At 36.7% G+C, this 24189-nt stretch carries 19 protein-coding genes; 13 read left to right on the forward strand and 6 right to left on the reverse strand.

The genetic code is table 11. The features are described 5' to 3' along the window. Positions 1–241 precede the first annotated feature (241 nt). From ASG31_RS07245 to ASG31_RS07290, 10 genes are all read left to right on the forward strand, one after another. Positions 242–1576 carry an alpha-amylase family glycosyl hydrolase gene (locus ASG31_RS07245; protein WP_056029922.1) on the forward strand — a complete coding sequence of 445 codons (1335 nt, stop codon included), beginning with the start codon at positions 242–244 and terminating at the stop codon, positions 1574–1576. 150 nt (positions 1577–1726) lie between these two features. Continuing rightward, positions 1727–2335 carry a DUF4142 domain-containing protein gene (locus tag ASG31_RS07250; RefSeq protein ID WP_056029925.1) on the forward strand — a complete coding sequence of 203 codons (609 nt, stop codon included), beginning with the start codon at positions 1727–1729 and terminating at the stop codon, positions 2333–2335. A gap of 198 nt (positions 2336–2533) precedes the next feature. Continuing rightward, positions 2534–3724, forward strand: coding sequence for a serine hydrolase domain-containing protein (locus ASG31_RS07255; protein ID WP_056029928.1), 1191 nt, complete (start codon positions 2534–2536; stop codon positions 3722–3724). A gap of 561 nt (positions 3725–4285) precedes the next feature. Next, the gene (locus ASG31_RS07260; protein ID WP_056029931.1) at positions 4286–4690 is read left to right on the forward strand and encodes a membrane lipoprotein lipid attachment site-containing protein; all 405 of its coding nucleotides are present in this window, start codon (positions 4286–4288) and stop codon (positions 4688–4690) included. 166 nt (positions 4691–4856) lie between these two features. Beyond that, the gene (locus ASG31_RS07265) at positions 4857–5612 is read left to right on the forward strand and encodes an XRE family transcriptional regulator (protein ID WP_056029934.1); all 756 of its coding nucleotides are present in this window, start codon (positions 4857–4859) and stop codon (positions 5610–5612) included. Between the two features lie 75 nt (positions 5613–5687). After that, the gene (locus tag ASG31_RS07270; RefSeq protein WP_056029937.1) at positions 5688–6299 is read left to right on the forward strand and encodes an alpha-ketoglutarate-dependent dioxygenase AlkB family protein; all 612 of its coding nucleotides are present in this window, start codon (positions 5688–5690) and stop codon (positions 6297–6299) included. Positions 6300–6541: 242 nt separating this feature from the next. Continuing rightward, positions 6542–8257, forward strand: coding sequence for an FAD/NAD(P)-binding protein (locus ASG31_RS07275; protein WP_056029940.1), 1716 nt, complete (start codon positions 6542–6544; stop codon positions 8255–8257). Positions 8258–8621: 364 nt separating this feature from the next. Further along, positions 8622–8897 carry a hypothetical protein gene (locus ASG31_RS07280; protein ID WP_056029943.1) on the forward strand — a complete coding sequence of 92 codons (276 nt, stop codon included), beginning with the start codon at positions 8622–8624 and terminating at the stop codon, positions 8895–8897. Between the two features lie 235 nt (positions 8898–9132). After that, positions 9133–9507 (forward strand): response regulator transcription factor, encoded by a 375-nt coding sequence (locus ASG31_RS07285; RefSeq protein WP_056029946.1) that lies wholly within the window; start codon positions 9133–9135, stop codon positions 9505–9507. A gap of 238 nt (positions 9508–9745) precedes the next feature. Beyond that, positions 9746–12229 (forward strand): hypothetical protein, encoded by a 2484-nt coding sequence (locus ASG31_RS07290; RefSeq protein WP_056029949.1) that lies wholly within the window; start codon positions 9746–9748, stop codon positions 12227–12229. 236 nt (positions 12230–12465) lie between these two features. On the opposite strand, the gene ASG31_RS07295 is transcribed toward ASG31_RS07290, so the two are convergent. Further along, positions 12466–12837, reverse strand: coding sequence for a PleD family two-component system response regulator (locus ASG31_RS07295; protein ID WP_056029953.1), 372 nt, complete (start codon positions 12835–12837; stop codon positions 12466–12468). 3 nt (positions 12838–12840) lie between these two features. After that, positions 12841–14352 carry a PAS domain-containing sensor histidine kinase gene (locus ASG31_RS07300; RefSeq protein WP_056029956.1) on the reverse strand — a complete coding sequence of 504 codons (1512 nt, stop codon included), beginning with the start codon at positions 14350–14352 and terminating at the stop codon, positions 12841–12843. A 163-nt stretch (positions 14353–14515) separates the two neighbouring features. Here ASG31_RS07300 and ASG31_RS07305 point away from each other — a divergent pair, with 163 nt between their 5' ends. Together ASG31_RS07305 and ASG31_RS07310 are read left to right on the forward strand one after the other, a co-directional pair. Further along, a complete protein-coding gene (locus ASG31_RS07305; RefSeq protein WP_056029959.1) occupies positions 14516–15001 on the forward strand; it encodes a DUF4385 domain-containing protein in 486 nt (161 codons plus the stop codon). A 135-nt stretch (positions 15002–15136) separates the two neighbouring features. Further along, entirely contained in the window at positions 15137–15340 is a 204-nt protein-coding gene (locus ASG31_RS07310; RefSeq protein WP_056029962.1) for a helix-turn-helix transcriptional regulator, read from the forward strand. A gap of 144 nt (positions 15341–15484) precedes the next feature. On the opposite strand, the gene ASG31_RS07315 is transcribed toward ASG31_RS07310, so the two are convergent. After that, positions 15485–15928, reverse strand: a complete 444-nt coding sequence (locus ASG31_RS07315) for a PA2169 family four-helix-bundle protein (RefSeq protein ID WP_056029965.1) — start codon at positions 15926–15928, stop codon at positions 15485–15487. A gap of 166 nt (positions 15929–16094) precedes the next feature. Between ASG31_RS07315 and ASG31_RS07320 the strand changes: the two genes are divergently transcribed. Continuing rightward, positions 16095–16403, forward strand: a complete 309-nt coding sequence (locus ASG31_RS07320) for a hypothetical protein (RefSeq protein ID WP_056029968.1) — start codon at positions 16095–16097, stop codon at positions 16401–16403. A 108-nt stretch (positions 16404–16511) separates the two neighbouring features. Here the strand turns inward: ASG31_RS07320 and ASG31_RS07325 are convergent, their stop codons facing one another. From ASG31_RS07325 to ASG31_RS07335, 3 genes are read right to left on the reverse strand one after another with little or no spacing between them, the layout of a single operon-like run. Beyond that, positions 16512–18491: a heavy metal translocating P-type ATPase gene (locus tag ASG31_RS07325; protein ID WP_056029971.1), complete on the reverse strand. Its 1980-nt coding sequence runs from the start codon at positions 18489–18491 to the stop codon at positions 16512–16514. Between the two features lie 23 nt (positions 18492–18514). Beyond that, a complete protein-coding gene (locus tag ASG31_RS07330) occupies positions 18515–19753 on the reverse strand; it encodes an efflux RND transporter periplasmic adaptor subunit (protein WP_056029974.1) in 1239 nt (412 codons plus the stop codon). 2 nt (positions 19754–19755) lie between these two features. Beyond that, positions 19756–24120, reverse strand: a complete 4365-nt coding sequence (locus tag ASG31_RS07335; protein ID WP_082504503.1) for a CusA/CzcA family heavy metal efflux RND transporter — start codon at positions 24118–24120, stop codon at positions 19756–19758. Positions 24121–24189 lie beyond the last annotated feature (69 nt).

Here is a 24189-nt window from a genome sequence, read left to right on the forward strand (position 1 = left end):
GCTTGAACCTGCAAAAAATAAACCTTTAACTGAATTTTGAACTATATAAAATACCACTTTTCAATAATCACATCATCGTTTCGCTTATTGGCGAAGCTGCTTTCCGAATATTTTAATCTGAAAAAAAGCTGAACATCAGTAGTCTAAATAAAGTCTGATAGGAAATGGTACAGTTATTTCTTTTCAGAGAATATTTTAGAATTTCATCTGAAAAATCAGACAAGTATTTAAGCAAGCGTTTATGACAAAGCCAAAACAAACATCTTATCAACCCAAAAACTATGTTGAAATCACCGCTCCGGATTGGGTGAAAAATGCTGTGCTGTATGAAGTCAACATCCGGCAGTTTTCTGAGCAGGGTAATTTCAGAGAAGTGGAAAAACAGCTCGGAAGACTCAAAAAAATGGGGATTGATATTATTTGGCTGATGCCTGTTCATCCCATTGGCGTTGTCAACAGAAAAGGAAGTTTGGGAAGTTACTATTCTGTGAAAGATTATTATGGGGTAAATCCCGAATTCGGGAATGAAGAAGATTTCAAAAGCCTCATCAAAGCCATTCATCAGCAAGGTATGTACGTAATTTTAGACTGGGTTGCCAATCATACAAGTTGGGACAATCCGTTGGTAGATGAGCATCCGGACTGGTACAGAAAATCCAGAAAAAATACATTTCAGTCCACAAGATGGCGGGATTATGATGACATCATAGAATTTGATTACCAAAATGCAGCGCTGCGTGAATACATGACTGAAGCCCTGAAATACTGGGTTCAGGAATTTGATATTGATGGCTATCGCTGCGATATCGCAAGTTTTGTACCCATTGATTTCTGGGAAAACGCAAGAACCGAACTTGATGCCATCAAACCTGTATTTATGCTTGCTGAAGCTGAAGATAAAGACCTCCATAAACGTGCATTTGACGCCACATACAACTGGACTTTATGGAACATCCTCCATCAGATTTCCCGTGAAGAAACCAATGTGAAAACCTTGGCAGAAGCCTATCTCGCCGAGCATGTTTCTATTTTCCCAAAAGAAGGAATCAGAATGAATTTTGTAGATAATCACGATAAAAATTCGTGGGAAGGAGATCAATACAGCAATTTTGGTGACGCTCTGAAGGCTGTTTCTGTTTTTACTGCGATGATGGACGGCATACCGTTAATTTACAGCGGTCAAGAAGCCGGTCTTAACCGCTCCCTCGAATTTTTTGAAAAAGATCCCATCGAGTGGAAATCACATGAAAATGAAGATTTATATAAAACCCTTTTCACATTAAAACATCAGAATCAGGCTCTCTGGAACGGCCCGCACGGCGGGGAGATGGTAAGAATTATGAATGACAAAATGGAACAGGTGATGTCTTTTGTGCGAGAAAAAAACGGCGATAAGGTTCTGGTTTTTATTAATTTCAGTAGAGATCCTGCACTTGTGCAATTTGATACGTCATTTGATATCAGTGTCTATACCAATCTTTTTACCGGGAAGCTACATAGCATTACAGGAACGTTTATTCTCGAGATGGCGCCGTGGGATTATCTTATTCTTCATAATACAGGTCTTCAAAAGTAATTATTTTTACCGATTTTAAAGAATATCAAAATTCACATACCACAGTAATGCAACTATTATCATGAGTTTAAGTTTTTGGCAGATAAATTGTTAACAATGCAGAAGGTTATTTACTTACAGATAACTTTACACCCAATTAAATCAAATTATATGAAAAATTCAATTCTAACGTTATTTGCCGTTGCAACGTTAGTTGCGTGCAACAAAAAAGAAACGCAGACTACAGACACATCTACAGACAGTTCTGGAACTGTAATGACTGACGACACTATGAAGACTCCAGGAGATTCTACAATGGCGACTACCAATGCAAACGCTGCTACACTAAATGATCAGGACAAAAAATTTGCCGACGCTGCAGCAATGGGCGGTATGATGGAAGTGATGTTGGGCGACCTGGCAAAAACAAATGGCAGTGCAGCTTCGGTAAAAAGTCTTGGCGCAATGATGTCGAAAGATCATGGAAAAGCAAATGACGAACTGAAAGCGTGGGCATCCTCAGCTGGTTACATGTTGCCAACGAGTCTTGATGCTGAAAAGCAAAAGATGGTGGATGATCTGAAAGCCAAAAAAGGTGCAGATTTTGACAGAATGTACGCAGATGCAATGGTAACAGACCACCAAAAAGATATTGCTGAGTTTAAAAAACAGGCTTCTTCCGGGATGGACGCTTCATTGAAAGGATTTGCAGACAAAACACTTCCAACCCTTGAGCATCACTTGATGGAGGCTGAAAAAGTGAAGGCTTCTATGAAATAATGACCTCTGATTCAGATTACGAAAAATCAGATAATCATTTTGTTATCATTTATACTTTCAAAGGTTTGGCTTCTGTGCTGAACCTTTTTTATGAGCTTAAAATTTAAAGAACAATATTCTGAGTTTAAAAGTGAGATGAATGAAATCTTTTTTTTAAACTGATAATCAATCATAAGTCAATCGAAAACTGTTGAAAGAATGAAAAAATTCTGGACTGCCTTTTTAGTCGGAAGCTCTGTAAGTGCTGCAATTTATATTTCGGGATTTGGATATATTTTTAAAGCGATTGGCAAAAATCTCAAAAAAGGCCCCATCACTCCATCTACAGATGATGAAGAAAAATTTCCATCCCATATCATTCAAAATTATCACTGTGATTTGTGGGATAAAGACGCGGAGTATAACCAAAAGACTCTTCCCGAAAATATTTTGCAGGAACTGAAAAAAACCAGAACTTCTTCACTCGTAATTATTAGAGATCATCAGCTGATTTTCGAACAATACTGGAAAAATCACAGCCAGGATTCTCTGCTCAATTCTTTTTCTATGGCAAAAGGCATTCTTTCTATGATTACAGGATTTGCAATCGAAGACGGAAAGCTGGATTCCGAAGATCAGCTTATTTCCACGATATTTCCTCAATATGCCGACAGTGATTTCGGCAAATTTCTCACTGTGAAACATCTTATGATGATGCAGGCAGGATTCGACTGGGAAGAAGAATACCGCCATCCGTTCGCAGAAAATTCTAAGCAGTATTTTATTGACGATCTTGCCAGTCAGACCCTGAATGTTGACCTGAAAGAAATGCCCGGAACGAGGTATGAGTATCAAAGTGTTGCAGCACAGTTATTGGGCTTGGTTTTAAGAAAAGTAATTGGGTGTGATCTTTCTTCATACCTGTCAGAAAAGCTTTGGAAGCCTTTAGGCATGGAATATCCTGCAAAATGGAGCACTGATGAAAACAATACAGAAAAAGCATTCTGCTGCATTCACGCCACCGCGAGAGATTTCGCAAAGATAGGTCAGCTGGTGATGGATGAAGGTTTTTGGAAAGAAAAACAGATACTTTCAAAAGAATTTTGCAGAAAACTTATTAGTCCTTCCGCGCAAAACCCTGCTTTTGCTTACAATGTCTGGGCTAACAGAGATCATACAGTTCCGCATTATTTTTTTTACGGTTTTTTAGGACAGTTCATTATTATGATACCTGAAAAGAAATTGATTATCGTTAAAACCGGCCTGTATAACCGTCTTGAGGTAGATAAAAATAAACGTCCGCAGCAGGTGAAATTTTTGGTTGATGAGCTCAGTACTCTTTTTCAGAAAACTTTTCCACTTCAGTTTTTAATATTTTTTGTGTTTACAAATCGGTTTTTTGCTTACTGAAATTATTTTCCATTCTGAGAACTTTTTTAAAAATAATTAAAAAACAAATTTTCACGTCATTTTTCTTTACCCCAGCCCTCAAGGTTGGAAAAATGTCTTTAAATTTCATCGAAATAAACTCCAATATCATCCTGAACTTGTAAAACTAAGTGTCGGGATAATTAATTTTTATGAAATTTAGACGAGCTCCATAAATAATAAAATACCCTAAAAATCATAAAATCCATTGCCTGGCGGGGATTTTGAATCATGAACTTAAAACTGTAACCAAAGTTTTAAATTTTTACTATTTTACAGATGATGAGGTACTGTTTGGTCTTCCGATTTTGCCACATTTATTTAAAGATAAAGTGAAATTTATTGAAAATTCAGATCATTATTCCTGTACGTATTGTGGGCATTCTCTACTCCTGAAAACCGGTAACCATACCTGCGGAAGATGCGATAAGAATAGGTAAAGGCGATCGGCACTGTGCGTTTAACATAGATTACTTTGCAAAAATTGATTAAAGATATTAAAAATTATATTTAACTTTACAGGAACCGGAATAATTTGAAGATATGAAAAAAATAATATTTTTTCTTCTTACCACTTTCATTCTCACTTCCTGCGGTGAAGAATGCTACAATGCTCCCCAACCTATTGTTTTTGAATTTGTAAATGACAATGGAGATAACCTCATTACCACTGGAGCGCTCAATCCGTTTACAATAAAAGATGAAAATCAGGTGACAGTACAGGTTACTAAGACGGATGATGACAAGATTGTTCTCCAAAATGTAGGAGCGTATAACGGAACCAAAAATTATACTTTCACTTCCCCCGTCAGAACATTCAGTTTTTCTATTGTCTCTTCTGAATTTAAAGGTGGCTGTGATGGTTACCAGATCAATAAGCTCACATTTACAGGAATCGCTATTGACGTTAAAGATGACAATGGCTATTACCAAATTATTCTTAAATAGGACGATAATTAATAATTCAGATCTTCTCTGAATTTTTACCATTTAATTTCGAAATTCTCTACGCTCTCTTCACATTTTGAAGAGAGTTTTTTTTTTCAAAATAAAGAAAATTTGTTGATATTATTTGTTGCAAAATAACGTATATTTGTTGCTGTAATTTATAGCAATGTCAATTTTATCTGAAAATATAAGGTTTTTGAGAGACCAGTCAAAAGTATCACAACAAAAGGTTGCCGATGAAATTTCGATTACACGCGGAAGATATTCTACGTATGAAGAAGGCAGATCAGAGCCACCTATTGAACTTCTGGTCAGACTTTCAAAATATTTTAAAATTAATATTGACGTCTTACTCACCGTAGATTTAACAAAATATTCTCTGCACGACATCGTGAATCTTCCTAACAACAGAACGCTGCTGCCGATGAAAGTGGATGAGGCAGGAGAAAATAAGATTGAAATTGTACCACAGAAGGCAAGTATGGGATACCTGAGCGGCTATAACGATCCGGAATTTGTAGACAGTCTTCAGCATCTCTCACTGCCGTTTCTCAGAAATGGTAAATTCAGGGCTTTTCCTGCTGATGGTGATTCGATGCCGCCTTATAGTGACGGGACTTTTATCGTAGGTAAATATCTGGAAGATAAAAAAGATTTAAAAAAAGGCAAAACCTATATTTTTATTACAAAAGACGGTATTGTTTACAAAAGATTTTCACATCAGAATGACTCCGGGAGTTTTGTAAGTTCGGATAATACTTTTTACGAGCCCTACGAAATCAAATGGCAGGAAGTCTATGAAATCTGGGAATTTGCCTGCAGCATTAATACTCAGGAACTGAAAATCGAAAATCTTGAACATCAGGAAATCAGACGCATGTTTGAAGAATTAAGATCAGAAATACGAAATTTTAAAAATTAAATCTGAATAGATATCGTTGAAAGCATACAAACACAAATAACAAGAATTGTTTAAACTTTAAAAGCTTAGAAAATCATGAGGCAGCTCAGTTTATTTGATACAGGAGAATTTTATAACTTTCCGCTGAATCTTCTTGAATTCAGGGAGAATTTTCTTACGCCCGAAGAAGCCAATCTGATGCACAAACTGCTTCTCACAAACTGCCCGTGGAAACAAAGAACTCAAAAAATGTATGATAAAACAGTTCTCACACCCAGACTTACCGCCTGGTACGGTGATGGCGAAAAAGCATATAAACTCGGCGGAAGCGATTTTGAAGTCAACAGTTGGACGCCGGAACTCTTTTCACTGAAAGAAAAGATTGAAGGAGCATTTGGGTATGAATTTAATTCGGTTCTCCTTAATTTATATAGGGATAATAACGATTCTGTTGCCTGGCACCGGGATAAAGAGAAAAGATACGGCGAACGTCCCGTGATTGCATCTGTAAGCCTGGGAGAAACCAGAAAATTTGATTTCCGCAAAATGGACGATCACAGCAGAAGATACAGCCTTCCACTTCCCCACGGCTCACTGCTTATTATGAAAGGCGATCTGCAGGAAAACTGGCAACACAGAATTGCAAAATCTACCCAACCCATGAAAGAAAGAATCAATCTTACCTTCAGGATGATGAGGGAAATTTAGATTGAATTCAATTTTTCAGTACAGATAGAAAATACTTTCTCAAAAATTTAAGATTCTAATTTTCATTTTAGAATAAGTCATGATTTCAAAAAATAGCGACCCGTAATTTTCAAGATTTCTGGAGATTTATGGTGAAAATTTAAAAATGATTTCAATCATAAGCTTTCAGCAAAATTTAAAGTATGAATCTAAAATAAGGGTACATATTTTGAAATGAAATAAGAATAAGACCACACACTTTTATGCCAGACATCAAATCACAGACTGTAGCCCTCATTGGAGGTGGGCCTGCAGCACTTTTTTTCTTCAAACACATAACAGCAAAAAAAATTAATCCCAGAAAGATCATTGTCTTTGAGAAGAATTCTTATTTGGGGATGGGAATGCCATACGGAGCCGCGGGAGCTGGGAGGGAGCATGTTGCCAATGTTTCAGCAAACGAAATTCCGCAGCTGGTGACCGATATTGAAGAATTTATTACAAAGAACGATCTCGCAGATTTCCCGGATTACAAAAATGAAGGAAAAATCAACAGAGATCAGGTGATCCCCCGCCTTGTACTTGGGAAATACCTTGAAAACCAGTTTAAAATGCTTGTAAAATCTGCAAAAAATCTGGGAATCGATGTTGAAATTCATTTGAATACTACTGTTGACGATATAAAATCCCATGATGATGATTCATTTAGCATTATTACCACTGACGATGAAAAATTTACTGCTGATGTAGTGGTTTTGAGCACAGGTCATCAATGGATAAAATCGCGCGAAGGAGGTCAGAAAGGATGGTATGATTCTCCCTACCCACCGTCAAAATTTACAGAAACTACTAATTTTCCCGTTGCAGTGAAGGGTGCTTCTCTCACGGCAGTGGATATCATCAAAACGCTTTCAAGACTGAATGGTCATTTTTCTGAAATGAAAAATCATCAGCTGAAATACACTTTAAATGATGATGCTCAGGATTTCAGAATTGATCTTTATTCTTTGAGCGGGCTTCTTCCGGCTCTGCGTTTCCATTCTGAAGATGAAGCGTTTTCTACAGAATGGAAAATGTCTCTGAAAGAAATTTACGAATATAAAAAAACACACGCTGGCTTCGTAGATCTTGATTATGTTTTCGATATTAATTTTAAAAAAATTGTTGCGAAAAAAGATCCGGATTTTTATGAAGAAATCAAAGACCTGACAATTGAAGGTTTTGTAGAAAAAATGATGAAACTCCGAAAAGAGCTCGATAGTTTTGAGCTTTTCAAGGCAGAATATACGGAGGCCGAAAAATCCATCAGAAGACATCAGTCGATCACGTGGAAAGAGGCTTTAACATCTTTCAGCTATGCGATGAACTATCCTGCAAAACACTTTTCGGCGGAAGATATGCTGAGGCTTACCAAAACACTGATGCCTCTGATTTCTATTATTATTGCTGCGCTTCCTCAATCCTCATACAGAGAAATTATTGCTTTGTATGACGCAGGAATTATAAGTTTGAGTAATGTGGATGCAGAAAGCGAGGTAGAACCTCACAACGATGAAGGGGCAGTCTACAGTTTTAAAAATAATGAAGGAATTTCACATGAAATTTTTTACCGGATGTATGTAGACGCCACGGGCCAGCGTGCGATGAATTTTAATGATCTCCCATTTGACGGGCTTAAAAAGGAAGGTTTGGTTTCTTCCGGCTATCTGAATTTCAAGGATTCTCAAAAAGCCCTCGAGCTGCTGGAATCTGGAAATGAGATGATCAAAAAAGGTCAGAATGATAATTTTTATCTTCAGGTGAAAGGGCTGAGCATTAACGATAATTTTCAGGCGCTGGATGTGTATGGAAAAATACGCAAAAATCTCTACATCATGTCTGTAGCTTATATCGGTGGCCTCAATCCTGATTATTCGGGCCTGGATTTTTGTGATACCGCTGCTGAAATTATTGCGGAATCTCTGGCTCACACTCATTAAATCATTTTTTTTTTAACTTGATTAAACAAATTTTATTAATCAATTTTTATGAAATAAGAATTGGTTCTAAATACCTTAAATATAAGAGCTTATCTAAAGATCATTAAAACTATTTGATTATATTGATTTTTAGCGGATGATTTATTTGGTTTTCGAAAGACATAGATTTACAAATCTAATACTAACCGATCAATATAATAGTTTCATTATGAGTTTGTTAAAAAGTTTTTAGACCATGATTAATATTTGATAAAAATTTAAACAGGCTGTAAGCAGAAGATATTTTATTTTAAAAACTTTGAATTATGGTTTACAGGTTTCAAATCATATTTGATAATACTTAATTTGTTTACATTTGCTCACTATGCCGAAAATACGTTCTACATCAGACGGTTTAATCTACGTTAAATCTTCTTTAATCGAAAACTTAAAAAGACCGAATGCCCTGGAAGGAGCCAAGGCACTGGGCAAACCCGTTATAATCAATGCAGATCATATCGGCTTTCTGAGCTACAATAACGACGGGAGGGTAACTTTTTTTATGACGAACGGATTCGAGATTTCCATCAATGTTTTTTTTGATGAAGCAGAAATAATTTTTAACTGCGCGAAAGGTGGTATAGAGAAGGAAATTCTGTAGTTTAATGAAATAACATCGTGGCAGTTTCTGATGGAGTTTATTAAAAAAAACTTTTCAGCTTTTCTAAATTAGCTTTTAATAAATTATTCTGATTTTTATTAATACCAATCAATTTTTTATTTAAAGTATTTATTTACAGTATTTCTGTAGTTATTTCAGAATCATTTTCAAAATCAAGTTTTTTATAAATTACCAAATCAATAATATTTTGGTGCTATTCTTGCAATATCGAAATATGAGAAAAATTTATATCGTTGAGGATGATGATTCCATCAGGGAAATTTTAGAGATATTTTTGATTTCAGAGGATTTTGCAGTGCAATCGTTTGAAACTGTGAAAGATTTTGATCAGCGAAATAAGGAAGACAAGCCGGATCTTTATCTTTTTGACGTCATGTTACCCGACGGATCTGGTATCGATCTTTGTACAGAAATCAAAACAAGTCGTGAAAATGCAGAAATACCGGTTCTGATAATGAGTGCTCATGCTCAGCTTAAGAACTTTGCAGATGACTGTCAGCCCGATGGATTTATATCAAAACCCTTTGATATTGATCACCTTCTCAGCCAAATCAAAGAAATTATCGGAAACAGAGAAAATCACAGATAAATTTATTCTCATCAATTCAATCTTACAGTAAATTCAAATTTTTTTAATACAAATTTCCGTTTTGCAATCATCTGTGGGATGGGTTTTTTTTTGAATTACTACGCTTAATTTTACTTTTCAAAAACAGTTTTAGGTTTTCTTCATGATTTTGAATTAAATCTTGGTTTTAATTGGTTCAGAATCACATTTTTTCATTATTGGAATACGTTTTGTTAAAATGCTATTTATATTCTCACCGATGAAAAACAAAACCCAACACCCTCCTACCAAGCGACGTAAGTGGCTTATTTCTATAATTGCTGTAATCGTTGTTTTGGCCCTCCTTTTTCCGTTTGCGCTCGAGTATTATCTCGAAAAAAAACTGCCTTCATTAGTCAGCAGCAAGACTCCGTATACTGTAAAACTGGCAGATTTTAAGCTGAATCTCTTTAAAGGAAATATCTCTGTACTGAAAGTTGATATTGCAACCAAAAATCCTGCAGACAAAACAATTACACAGATTAAAGGTCATGCAGAAAAAGTTGAAATTACGAACATGGGACTTTTTGCAGCTGCATTTAAAAAATCTTATAACGCTGATAAAATCGTTCTTAATAATTCTGATATAACTGTAAAACTGGCTGCTCCCAAGAAAAAAGAGGCAAAAGAAAGAAAACCTTTTGATCTGAATGTAAATTCGCTTGAAGTAAAAAATGTAACGGCAAATATTTCTGATGCTCTGGGGAAACCTGTTTTCACGGGCAAGAATATTCATATCAATATAAAAGATATTAAGCAGAGTGAAAGTACTTCCAAAATTCCTCTTGCTTTTTCAAAAATTAATATTGATGCTTCAAATGTGAAGATTGGAGTGAATGAATTTTATGAAATTGATGCAGACAAAATCAATACAGATAACAGGATTTTAACTTTAACTAAATTCAGACTTAAACCATTACAAGATCCATCAAAGTATAATGCGAAAAACGTGTTTGATTTTGCAGCTGATGAATTTGTGGCGAAAAACTTTGCCGTAAGCCAGGATTCTCTCATCGTAAATGAGGTTTTATTCTTAAAACCAGATCTGAAGGTGATGTCTACCGGTAAAAACAATGTAGAAAAGAACACCAATCCCAAAGAAGTTGAGATGAAAATCGGAATGAAAAATATTCATTTTAAAAATGGTAAAATCGCCGTATTCCAAGCTAATAAAGAGAAAACTGCATCTGTAGACAATTTTAATTTTAACCTCAGTGATATTGTTTTTGATAAAAATACGGTGAAAGAAAAAATTCCGTTCCGTTTTACCAATCACGATATGGAGGCTGAAAATATTTATTTTAAAACCAATCCTCTCCAGGCCATCAAAGTTTCAAAAATCACTTCTAAAAACTCGGATATTATTTTGGATGATTTCAAAATGATTGCCTTGGGAAAAAGTAATGTGAAAGATGTTTTTTCAGTTTCCACAAAGCAGCTTAAAATTTTAAAAAATAAAAGTAAATTCAATGGCCAGAAACTAAATCTGAACTTTGCCGGTATTGAAGTGAATCAGCCTGTAATAGAAGTTTATTCTGCCGCCAAAAAAGCTCAGACTAAAAAGAAAGACAATGCTGTTCCTGAATTTTTGGCTCAGATTGGGTACATCAACATTATCAACGGTAAAATTAAGCATTCTCTTAATTCCAAAGAAAAGCTGTCTGTAGGTGAGTTTAATGTAAAGCTGAATAATGTAAAAGCTGATCCTGAAACATTAAAAGCTACCCTGCCCTTCACTGCTGTGAGTCATCTTGTTAATCTGAAAAAACTGCATCTGGATGCAGGTAAATATTACAGTCTGAACGTAGCAGAGATTGTAAACTCAGGTAAAAAAACAGATATCACCAATATTCAATATCTGCCAAAATATTCAAGAAAAGCATTCAGCCGCGTTATTGAGAAAGAGGCTGATCTATATACTTTGAAGGCTAAAAGGATTTCAATTCTTGACCATAATACTTCGTTCGGGAAAAATGGAGCTGTTGACATAGAAAAAGTCTTTATTGACGGTCTTAACTGTAATATCTACCACGATCTGGCACCGCCCGATGATGTTGCTGTTAGATATCTTTTCAGCAAAAAATTAAGAGATATGAAAATGCCGCTTTTCGTAAAAAATGTAGTGTTGAAAAATTCTGAGCTCGTATATGAAGAAGACGCAGACAACAAAAATATCCCTGGCAAAATTATTTTCAGCAACTTTAATGCAAATATTGCCAATGTGAACAACGGGAAGATAAAAGGCCGCCCAACGGTCATCAGTACTGATGCACAGTTTGATTTTTATGACAATGCACATACAGATGTGAACTGGAAATTTGATGTTCTTGATAAGGCTGATAAGTACACAATTAAGGGAGATATTCAAAAGCTATCTGCTGAAAATGTTAATTTATTTGTACGACCCTATCTCAACGTAACGCTTGACGGGCAGATTGATTATTTAAAATTTGATTATTACGGTGATTCTAAGGGAATTGCAGGCAGATTTTATTTTAAGTATAAAGATATGTATGTGAATCTGCTCAACAAACAGGGAAAAGAGCGTAAACTGCTTTCAACAGTTGCAAATTGGTTTGTAAAAAACGAATCTACCGGCGAGCCAGACCACGTGGTGATCGAAAAAGAGCGAGAGCCTACACGCAGCTTTTTCAGTATGCTGTGGCAGGGCATTATGGAAGGTCTCAAAAAATATGTAATCTAAATCTGAAAAAATATTCAGAACAAAACTTTTAAAATTCCCGGCTGACAAATTCAGTCGGGAGTTTCTTTTTTTTCTGTAGGATTTCATTGAGGTAAGCAAAAAATTCTGATTTTAAGAACTACACACTATTCTTTTGTGCAATCTGAAATTATTAGATTCAATACCAAAAAAATCTCTCTGTTTGTGGCAGAGAGATTTTTGGTATTGTTGTAAAATCAGTTTATGCTGTACTTTATTTAATTTTTAAGGGATTCATTAACCAGTAAGATAATTTCTTCTATATCAAATGGTTTTGCCATAAATTGATTGGCTCCTGTTTCTAATGCAATATCTTTCTCATTTCTGCTTGCCGAGAGAACGATGATGGGTAAATTTTTCACCTCGCGGTCTGATCTTATTTTTTTTATTAAATCATAACCGGACAAGATGGGCATCCATAAATCCAAAAGAAGTAGATCAGGTTTTTCTGTCCTTACCCTGTCGTATAGAAGTGTGCTGTCTATTTCCTTGGCAACCTCGAAACCTTCGGGTTCCAGAAGCATTTCCAGTACATCTAAAATTCCCTGATCATCATCACAGATCATGATCTTCATGTTTTCTTTTTCCATTATTTAGTTGTTGTTTAAGGGTAACGTAAAGTGAAATGTAGAACCATATCCGGGTTCAGATTCTACCCATAATGTTCCGTTGTGGTTGTCTATAATTTTCTGGCTCACGTAGAGACCGATTCCCATTCCTGGATACTGTTTCTGCGTACTGTCTGCGCGGTAAAAACGGTCAAAAATTTTGCCTTTATCTTTCTGGTCTATTCCCAGACCCTCATCTTTCACAGAAACTTTTGCAAAATTGGCTACTTTTGAAATGTTAATATGAATGGGTTTGGATTTTGGAGAATATTTTACAGCATTAGAAAGAATATTATTCACCACCTGGGTAATTTGAGATTCATCTATATTTACGATGAGTTTCTCTGCTCCACTCACGATCATTTTATGGCTGTCGTCAGCAATCTGAATGTTGTCTACACAGTTGCTTACCAAACTAGAAATATCGCAGGGTTCAATATGAGATTCTATATTTCCGGACTGGATTTTTGAGGTATCTAAAAGGTCGGTAATTAAATTGTTCAGCCGGTCCACATGCACAGCAACTTTATTTAAGGTTTCAGTGTATTTTTCGCTTAAACCCTCTCCCGAGAATCTCTGTAAAATCTGCACCAAACCTTTAATCGTCGTTAAAGGAGTTTTAAGCTCATGGCTTGCGATTGAAAGAAAATCGTCTTTGCGGTTTTCTATCTCAAGACGGTCTGTAGCGTCTTCTATGGCTAAAAGTATTCTGTCTTTGTAAGTACCTTCAAATTCTATTCTGTAGGCATTCAGTATCATCACTTTTTTCCCGATGTTAGGAAAATCATGCTCTACCTGAAAATCAATCACCGGATTGCTGGTAGGAAGAATTTTCATCAGTAAATCTTTCAGCGGCTGAATATCCCACTGGTGATTTCCCAGTTCATACAACAGCTTACCGATAGTATCTTCTGAAGAAACTTTAAATGTTTTCAGGAAATGATTGTTGGCACTCAAGACATGAAAATTTTCATCCAAAACCAATAAACTTTCTCTTACAGTCTGAATGATGCTGGAAAGAAATATTTCTTCTTCTTTCAGATCTTTCGTTCTTTCGATTACCTTTTTTTCAACATTGGCTTTCTCTTCTCTCAAATCGTGCTCTGCCTGCTTCTGCTGACTAATATCATTCTGAACACCAATGAAATGCGTTGTTTTTCCATTTTCATCTTTAACCGGCGAGATAAACAGTTCATTCCAGAAAAGATCACCGTTTTTCTTGTAATTTCGGATCACTACCCTTGCTTCTATCTCCTCAGCAACGGCTGATTTCAGTTCCTTTCTTGCATTCTGATGCCTGTCGTTGAGCTGTAAAAATCTGCAGTTATGCCCAATAATTTCTTCTCTGCAGTACCCCGTCATATTTTCAAAAGCTTTGTTGCAGTAAATAATCGGATTGTCTTCAATGCTGTTGTCGGTGATTATAATTCCCGAATTTGAGGAGTCGAGAGCCAGTTGATAGAGTTTAAGGCTGGTATGATGTTCTGAATTATCCAATGTGTATGATTTTGTAGTGCTGTTTTACGTCATACCATTTTTATGCCCAAAAGAGTGATCAGCATATCTTTTTTGATATAAAGTTCAAACAAATTAGAGGTAGATAAAATATTCTGTTTTTAAAACATAAATACTTAGGCATTTGCTTTGTAAATATTTTTAAATGAAAAAACAGAAACCCAGCTATCTGCATTTTAATTCAAAAGAATATGCCTGGAAACCAGATACCGATTACCGCAAGCATCCAGAGTTATACAAAGTGGGAAAAGGCGAACAGGGTGTTTTAATCTGCGAACCCTACAAAAGTGAAATAGGTAAATTCTGGCGCTTTAAAAATTCGGAGATAGCTCGTGAGAGTTCAGAAAAAATATTCTCACTTTTTCTGGATTATATTAAGCAAAACGAATTTGTGGGAGCTGATATATCAAGAAAATATCTGCAGATGGGTTTCACAAGAGCGCGCAGATATTTTAATTACAGAGGCGGCAAAAAGTATGATCAAAAAAATAATTATGAGCCGATGGAATGGGGAACGGGTGATCCGGAAAAAGAAAAATCAGCAGCGGTTTTCTATAAAAAATGGAAGGAAGCTGAAGAACACCCAAGCTACAGTAAAATGAAACAGGACTGGAAAGCAAAACTGGGTTAATTATTTACTTTTTCATTATAACCAAACCTGAGTTTAATTTAAAATTTTATCTGAAAAACGTTCACATCAAACTGCCATTCTTCTTTGGCTTAAAAATTCATTGAAGGGAAAAGAAAATTAACGTAGTTTTGTTTTATGGAGAAAAGAGACCTGCTTATCGTTCAATATCTTGCAAAGGGATTTAAGATTGTGGAAATTTCAGAGTTGATGACAAAAAATGATTCACTTAAAATAAGTGAAAGCATGATTAAAAAAAGGCTGCGCGTCATCCGCAAACAATTTAATGCCGCAACTCTTTTTCAGCTGGGAGCTGTTTTGAAGGAAAATAAAATCATCTGAGAGCATTGTTGTGGAAATTTCTAAACATGTAAGTTCTTACAAATCAAACTTCCTGAAAATTTCCCTACCTGCGGATTTTAAAACAAATAATCCTGAAAACAGAATGTAATCAGGATCAGATGAATTTTTAGTGCATTTTTAAAATCAGTTTTCGGGATCTGCGAATTTTGCATACGAATCCTTTAGTTTCTGATGCTGATCCTGAACGAGCAGAATGCTTTCCGGGGTTAATTTATCGCTTTGCAAAGCCTCCTGATACGCCGAAATGGCAGATTTTTCACCAAATACCACATTTTCAAGTGTTGCCTCTGCGTGATTGGGAGTAAATGCGTTTTTTACATCAATCCAGGCTCTGTGAATTGTTCCCGTTACCGTCGGCGAATCGTCATATTCTCCCCCATTTTCAGTAATGCAGTTGATGAGATCAGTTTTCATCTGTTCAGATTCTGCAACCATCTCTTCGTAATCGTTTTTAAGATAAGAATGGGTGTCCCACACTTTCTCCTCCACTTTGCTAAACCCTTTAATGCGGTCAATAGTAATGTTCAGTAAATCATTAAGAACTGAAACTGTTTCTTCGTTTTTCATAAAAATTTTTTGACTGGTTGTTTCCTTAGTTCTGCAAGCGCTGTACCATTGAAGATTTTTGGTTAAATGATAAGATACAGACCGAATTTTGAAATCTTTACGGTTTTGATAATTGCAGGTTTAAAAATACTTCTGATCAATACATTTTTTTCTACTTTTGCTTTACATGAAAAAACCATCACACTTTAAAGCGCTCATCAACTATAATCCTACTGATGAAGGAGGTCTTGTAAACCCGGCATCTTCGGGATTCCGTGCTTCTTTTCAGTTTCCTTTTGAGATGAAGACGTATTTTGGCAGTCAGACTTTTGATGAGCCGGAACATATTTTTCCGGGTGATTCTGTGACCGTTGATGTTACATTGATTAATGCTGAAACCTTTCTTACGGAATTATATTCCGGAATGGATTTTGAAATTCTGGATAATTCCGGAGTGATCGGAAATGGCTTAATCACAGAGGTATATACCAAATAGGAATATTGCAAACAGTACAACCCGCAGCTCATTTACAGCTTTCACAGATTTTTTTTTGTAATATTTTGAAAAAAGCTGGTGATTTTCAGGAAATATTTTAACGGTTCGTCAATTTAATTTCATCTTCTGAATCCTCACCGCATTCAAAATCGCCAGTAAAGCCACGCCTACATCCGCAAAAACTGCTTCCCACATCGTAGCCAAACCATCTGCACCAAGAATCAGAACAACTCCTTTTACTGCAAATGCAAGAATAATATTTTGCCATACAATCTGTTTAGTTTTCTTGCCAATTTTGATGGCCATTGGAATTTTTGAAGGTTTATCATCCTGAATGACCACATCAGCTGTTTCGATGGTAGCATCACTTCCCAAACCGCCCATTGCAATGCCTACATCGCTCAAAGCTACAACAGGAGCATCATTTACACCATCGCCTACAAAAGCCACACTTTCATTTCCGGATTTTACTTCTTCAACTTTTTTCACTTTGTCTTCTGGAAGTAGATCGCCAAAAGCATGATCAATTCCAAGCTGTTGAGCCACAAATTTCACAACGGTACTTTTATCTCCACTCAGCATCGTAACTTTTACTTTCAGCTCGTGCAACTTTTTGACGGTTAATTGAGCATCTTCTTTAATTTTATCTGCAATTGTAAGATATCCCGCAAATTTTCTGTCATAAGCAACCGCAATTACGGTATAGACAATATCAGCCGGATTGATATTATACTGAATATCAAACTGGTCCATCAATTTAAAATTCCCCACAAGCAATTCTTTTCCTTTCACATCAGCTTTTAAACCCTGACCTGGAATTTCTTCTACATTTAAAATTTCCATTGATGAATCAATCCCGCCAACATATTTATGAATAGCTGTTGCAACAGGATGAGTGCTTTTACTTTCCAGAGCATTAACCATTTGAAGCAATTCATTTTGGTAAAAATCTTTACTGATATTCACTTCCTGAACCTCGAAAACTCCTTCGGTCATCGTTCCGGTTTTATCCATCACAACGTTTTGAATTTCGGCAATTTTATCTAAAAAGCTGCTACCTTTAAATAAAATTCCATTTCCTGAAGCCGCGCCAATTCCTCCGAAATATCCCAGCGGAATCGAGATTACCAAAGCACACGGACAGGAGATAACAAGGAAAACCAATGCTCTGTACAGCCAATCTCTGAATACGTAATCACTGACGAAAAAGTACGGCAAAAGGCAAATAAATAATGCTAAAACCACAACAATCGGTGTGTAAATTCTTGCAAATTTTCTGATGAAAAGCTCTGTAGGTGCTTTCTGAGTGGTCGCGTTCTGAACCAGCTCCAGAATTTTGCTCAGCTTACTGTCTTCATAAGCTGTTGTAATTTTTACCTGCGAAACAGTCTGAAGATTAATCATTCCGGCCAAAACCGTTTCACCCTTTGTTTTAGTATCAGGCTTACTCTCACCCGTTAACGCAGCGGTATTGAAAGAGGCAGATTCACTCAGTAGTTCTCCGTCCAGAGCCAGTTTTTCGCCAGATTTCAGCTGGATAACATCGCCAATTTGTGCCTGATCCGCTTTGATAATTTTAGGTGAATTGTTTTCTACAACCGTTACTTCATCGGGTCTTTGATCAAGCAGTGCCTTAATATTACTTTTCGCTCTGGTTACCGCCAAAGTCTGAAAAACTTCTCCTACAGAATAAAAAAGCATCACCGCAACACCCTCCGGATATTCGCCAATCGCAAATGCACCAACAGTTGCAATTACCATCAGAAAAAATTCTGAAAAAACATCGCCTTTCGCAATACTTTCAAAAGCCTCTTTCAAAACAGGTAATCCCACAGGAAGATAAGCCACAGCATACCAACCGATTCTCACCCAACCTTGGAACCAATCCTGAGGAAAGAAATGATCCATCCCGATTCCCAGGAGTAAGAAAACCAGCGAAATTAAGGCGGGTAGAAACATTTGAAAAGGTGTCTTATCAAAATTTCCGTGATCGTGACCGTCCTCATCATGATGATTATGCTGATGACTATTTTTTACTTTGTTTTTTATATTTTTTCCGTCTTCCGCGGAACAACATTCTTTTGACATTTTTTCAGCTTTTAATAGTTTGGTTAGTGCCCGTGTTCACTAGAATCAGTCAGTTTTGCATTCACAAAAAACGCACCTTTCACCACAATTTTTGCGTCAGGAGCAATTTCAGAAACCGGAGTTATTGCCGTGTAGCCCATATCAGAAGAACCTTTCACAACTTCAATCTTTTGAAAATTGATTGTTTTTGATTCTTTTTTAAGATCCTGTTTTGAATTATTCTCTTCATGATGTTCATCGCCTTTTTTATCGGTCTGAACAAAAACATAGTATTTTCCATCAGCTTCCACAATGGCTTCGTTGGGTATTGCAGGCGTTGTACTTTTATCGAGACTTACAATTCCGGTAATGTTCATTCCATCTATTAAACCTGTTTTATTGGCTGTAACACTGGCATGAACAGAAATCGTTTTGCTCTCATTTTCAAAGGATGAACCGATGCTGTAAATTTTCGCATCATATTCAGTTTCAGGATTATTGGTGAGTTTAAAATGAACGGTTTGTCCCACTTCCATTGTGGGTAAATCTTTTTCAAAAATCTGTAAATCAAGATGTATTGATTGATTGTCAATGATATCTAAAACCGGCGAAGAGACGTCTACATAACTTCCAATCTGTGCATTGATATTGCTTATGGTTCCGCTGATTGGCGAAGTAATCACTAATCCCGAACGTAAATTCCCATTAGAAACTTTCTCCGGACTGATTCCTATCAGCTGCAATTGCCTTTGCAGAGAAGCCCGCTGCGTTCTCAAACTTTTCAGCTCTGAATCGGCGCTCTGAAGATTCTTTTTTGCTCCTGCATCGTTTTCAAACAGTTCTTTCTGTCTTCGGAATTCCTGTTCAGCAAAAGAAATTCTGCTTTTTACTGTAAGATACCGTTCCTGAACCTGGATATATTCTGGATTAGATACAGTAGCCAAAACCTGACCTTTTCTCACAAAGTCTCCAATCTGAACTTTAATCGTCTGAATTACGCCGCCGTACAGAGAAGTAACGGTCGCTTTTTTATTGTTTGGCACTCTCAGCAAACCATTGGCTTTGATGGTTGAAGTAAGTTCTTTCATTTCGAAAGTTCCCAAAGTAATTCCTACCGATTTTATCTGTTCATCGGTTAATTCTGCGATGGTTTGAGGTGCTTCGTCGTGTTTTTCCTTAGTCTGCAAGGTTGCTGCTTCGCCTTTTGGTTCTTCTTTTTTTCCACAACTGATAGCGAAAAGTGAGATAAATAATAACGAAACGATTTTATATTTGATTTGCATTTTTATTGATTTATGATTGAATTGATAAGTACAACAGATTCATTAACCTGCTGAATAGATTCCAGGTATTTTAACTGAATTTGGGTTGCCGTTTGCAGAGCGAAAAGATATTCTACGTAGGAAATTTCTCCTGTTTTGTAGCCTAACTGTCCTGCTTTTGCAATCTTCTCCGCATTAGGAATCGCCTGACTGAAGTAATATTCATACTGTTTTACATTTTGCTGATACTGATTTAAAGCATTTTCCAACTGTGCTTCCAGCTGTTTCTGCTGATATTTTGCATTCGATTCCGCCATTTTTTTTTGATAATCAAGAGACTGCATTCTGGCTTTTGTAGCTGCAAAGGTCAGAGGAATTGAAACACCCAATGTTGCTGAATGAAAACGGTTTCCCCCATTGAAATACTGCTCTACTCCATTCACATTTTGAAAACCTAGCAACGACTGATTGGTATAGCCAATTGTCAATTCTGGAAGTCCCTGTGATTTTTCTACGTTTTTATTTTTCTCGACAATTTCCATATCCTGATAAAACGCTTTTACCAAAGGGTGTTTTGCGATGGTCGTACTGTCCATTACATAATCAGCTTTCAGGGGTTGATAATTTTGGTTAGACGGAACCGAAAAATCATCTGAAAAATTTAAAACAGTTTTTAAATTTTTATAAGCATTCGCCAAATAAACTTGGTTCTGTTTCAAAAGTAAACTGATTTCGCCTTTTTGAGTTTCTGCGGTATTGATTTCAATTTTCTTAATATCTCCAGCTTTAAATCTCACCGTTGCAATTCTGATAAAATCATTGTACAAACTGTCCAGGTTTTTGAGCTTTGAATGATTGTATTGTAGATATTCGATCTGATAATAGTATGTTCTGACCTGTTTTGCGATTTCGTTTTCCGAAATTTCTCTGTTGATCTGTTTGCCTTTAATCTGCTCGTTAATCAGTTCTTTTCTCGCTTTAAACAAAGTGGGAAACGGAATCGTCTGAGAAATTGAAAACGACTGATCAAATTTCCTGGAATTGTACTGTCCCAACTGTGCGTTAACATTCATTTTCGGAAGTTCTTTTACAGTTGGTTTCAAAACTGCCGTTGATTGAATATCAAAATCTTTCGATCTCATCAAAAAACTGTTTTCCAAAGCAATCTGAGTTGCCTGCTGCACCGTCAAAGGATTTGCCTGTTGTGCTCTGAAAGTCTGACCAAGCAGTAGAAATCCCACAACGAGTACTGTTGTAGCACTTTTAGATTTAAAATTTTTAAAATTGATTTTAGAATTAAAAATAATATACAACATCGGCAAGATAAATAATGTAAGAAAAGTGGCTGTCACAAGACCTCCGATAACAACGGTCGCCAAAGGTTTCTGAACTTCCGCACCTGCTCCGGTGGAAATGGCCATCGGTAAAAAGCCTAAAGAAGCAACAGTTGCAGTCATCAGAACTGGTCTTAATCTGGTTTTGGTTCCTTCCATCACTCTTTTTAGAATATCTGTTTCGCCATCTTTTTCCAGTTGATTGAGAGTCCCAATCAATACAATTCCATTCAAAACTGCAACTCCGAACAAAGCAATAAAACCGATTCCTGCACTGATACTGAACGGCATATCTCTTAACAGCAAAGCGCAAATGCCCCCAATCGCACTCATCGGGATTGCCGTAAAAATAAGTGCGGACTGCCAGAAAGAACGAAAAGTAAAATACAGTAAAAGGAAAATCAAAAATAATGATACAGGCACAGCAATCATCAGTCTTTCACTTGCTGCCTTTAAGTTTTCAAACTGACCGCCATACGTAAAATAGTATCCTGAAGGTAACTTCACTTTTCCATCTAATTTTTGTTGAATTTCTTCTACAACACTTTGTACATCACGGTCTTTCACATTAAATCCAATAACGATTCTTCGTTTCCCGGCTTCGCGGCTTATTTGCGCTGGACCGAGTTTATAACTTACATCCGCAACCTGCGACAGCGGCACCTGAGCACCTGAGCCGGTAGAAATCATCAGATTATTGACGTCATCAATATTAGTTCGGTTCAGACTGTCTAAACGGACAACCAGATCAAAACGTCTTTCATTTTCGAAAACCTGACCGGCAGATTTCCCTGCAAAAGCGGTACTTATAGCGTTATTAACATCTTCGATATTCAAGCCGTAATTCGCCATTCTGGTTCTGTCGTACTCCACATTGATTTGCGGAAGTCCGCTCACGCGTTCGATCTGTGGGGAAGTTGTACCGTTTACCGACTGAATTATTTTCGCAGTTTTTTCTGCGTAAATGGCTAACGAATCTAAATTTTCACCAAAAATTTTCACGGCAACATCCTGCCTGATACCTGTCATCAGTTCATTGAAACGCATCTGTATCGGCTGGTTTTTTTCAAAGAAAACTCCAGGAATATTTTCTAATTTTTCGGATATTTCATCAGCTAATTCTTCATAGGATTTTTTGTTTTTCCAGTCTTTCTGAGGTTTTAAAACAACAACCAAATCGCTCGCTTCAGGCGGCATAGGGTCAGTGGGAACTTCCGCAGCTCCGGTTTTTCCCACCACCATTTTTACTTCGTCAAACTGTTTGATTATTCTTGAAGCCTGCATTGATGTTTCAATACTTTGGCTTAAAGAGCTTCCCTGTGGGAGAATGCAGTGAAAAGCATAATCGCCTTCCTGTAACTGCGGAATAAATTCGCCACCCATATTTTTAAAAAGCAGAAGGCAAACAGCAAAAACTGCCACCGTAATCCCAACGCACCAATATTTTATTTTCAAAGCTTTTTCCAATAGTGGCTGATAGATTTTCTGGAGTTTATTGATTAATTTATCTGAAAATGTTGCTTTCGTCATTGGTTTTTTAGATAAGAATAAGGCGCTCATCATCGGGATGTAAGTAATAGATAAGATCAAAGCTCCTAAAATGGCGAAACCAACTGTTTTTGCCATTGGCGTGAACATTTTACCTTCCACACCCACAAAAGTCAGGATCGGAATGTAAACAATTAAAATGATAATTTCTCCGAAAGCAGCGCTGCTTCTAATCTTTGATGCAGAAAGAAAAACTTCTTCATCCATCTCAGATTGCGTGAGAATTTTATTGGTTTTTCTTAAACCTAAATGATGCAAAGTTGCTTCAACGATAATAACGGCTCCGTCTACAATCAAACCAAAATCTATTGTGCCCAAACTCATCAGGTTTGCACTTACACCAAAGACATTCATCATTCCTAAAGCAAATAATAATGAAAGCGGAATTGCTGAAGCCACAATTAAACCTGCCCGGAAATTTCCGAGAAAAATGACTAAGACAAAAATGACAATCAATGCGCCTTCAATTAAGTTTTTTTCTACGGTACTGATGGCTCTTCCTACCAAATCTGTCCGGTCTAAAAAAGGTTCAATCACTACATCATCCGGGAGTGATTTTTGAATAGTAGGGATTTTATCTTTAATTCTCTGAACGGTTTCGTTGCTGTTTGCCCCTTTCAGCATCATCACAACACCTCCCACTGCATCTACTTCACCGTTATACGTCAAAGCACCATAACGGACAGCGTGCCCAAACCCAACATTTGCAACATCTTTTATAAAAACAGGAACGCTTCCTGTTTCATTTTTAACGGCAATATTTTTAATGTCTTCCATTGAAGTTACCATCCCTATCCCGCGTATGAAATAAGCATTTGGTTTTTTATCGATATACGCTCCACCGGTATTCTGATTGTTTTTTTCCAAAGCTGTAAAAACGTCGGTAATGCTAATTCCCATTGCTTTTAACCGGTTTGGATCTATGGCAACCTCGTATTGTTTTAATTCACCACCAAAACTGTTGATTTCTGCCACGCCGGGAGTTCCGTTGAGCTGTCTGCGGATAATCCAGTCCTGCATAGTGCGTAAATCTTTGCTGCTGTATTTTTTTTCGCTGCCTTTTTTGGGATGCAGAATGTATTGATATACTTCGCCCAGACCTGTACTCACAGGAGCCATTTCGGGAGTTTCAATGCCTTTCGGAATTTCTTCTGAAGCCTGTTTCAATTGTTCGCTGATTAACTGACGGGCAAAATAAATATCCACTTTTTCTCTGAATACAACGGTAATTACAGACAAACCGAATCTTGAAATACTTCTGGTCTCTTCGATATCAGGAACGTTGGCAATGCTTTGTTCGATGGGAAATGTGACCAGTTGTTCTACTTCCTGTCCGGCCAGTGTAGGACAAACCGTGATGATCTGTACCTGATTGTTGGTGATGTCTGGAACGGCATCAACAGGAAGCTTTGTGGCACTCCAGATTCCCCAGATGACAAGCATAAAAGTCATTATCGCAATGATAATCTTGTTTTTGATGCTAAATCTTATAATATTATCTAACATTTAATTTTAAATTTATTGAAAACCCTGATTAATTCATAAAGTCATGAATTCTGAGGGACATAGATGAAC

This window comes from Chryseobacterium sp. Leaf404, from assembly GCF_001424145.1.
Lineage (GTDB): Bacteria > Bacteroidota > Bacteroidia > Flavobacteriales > Weeksellaceae > Chryseobacterium.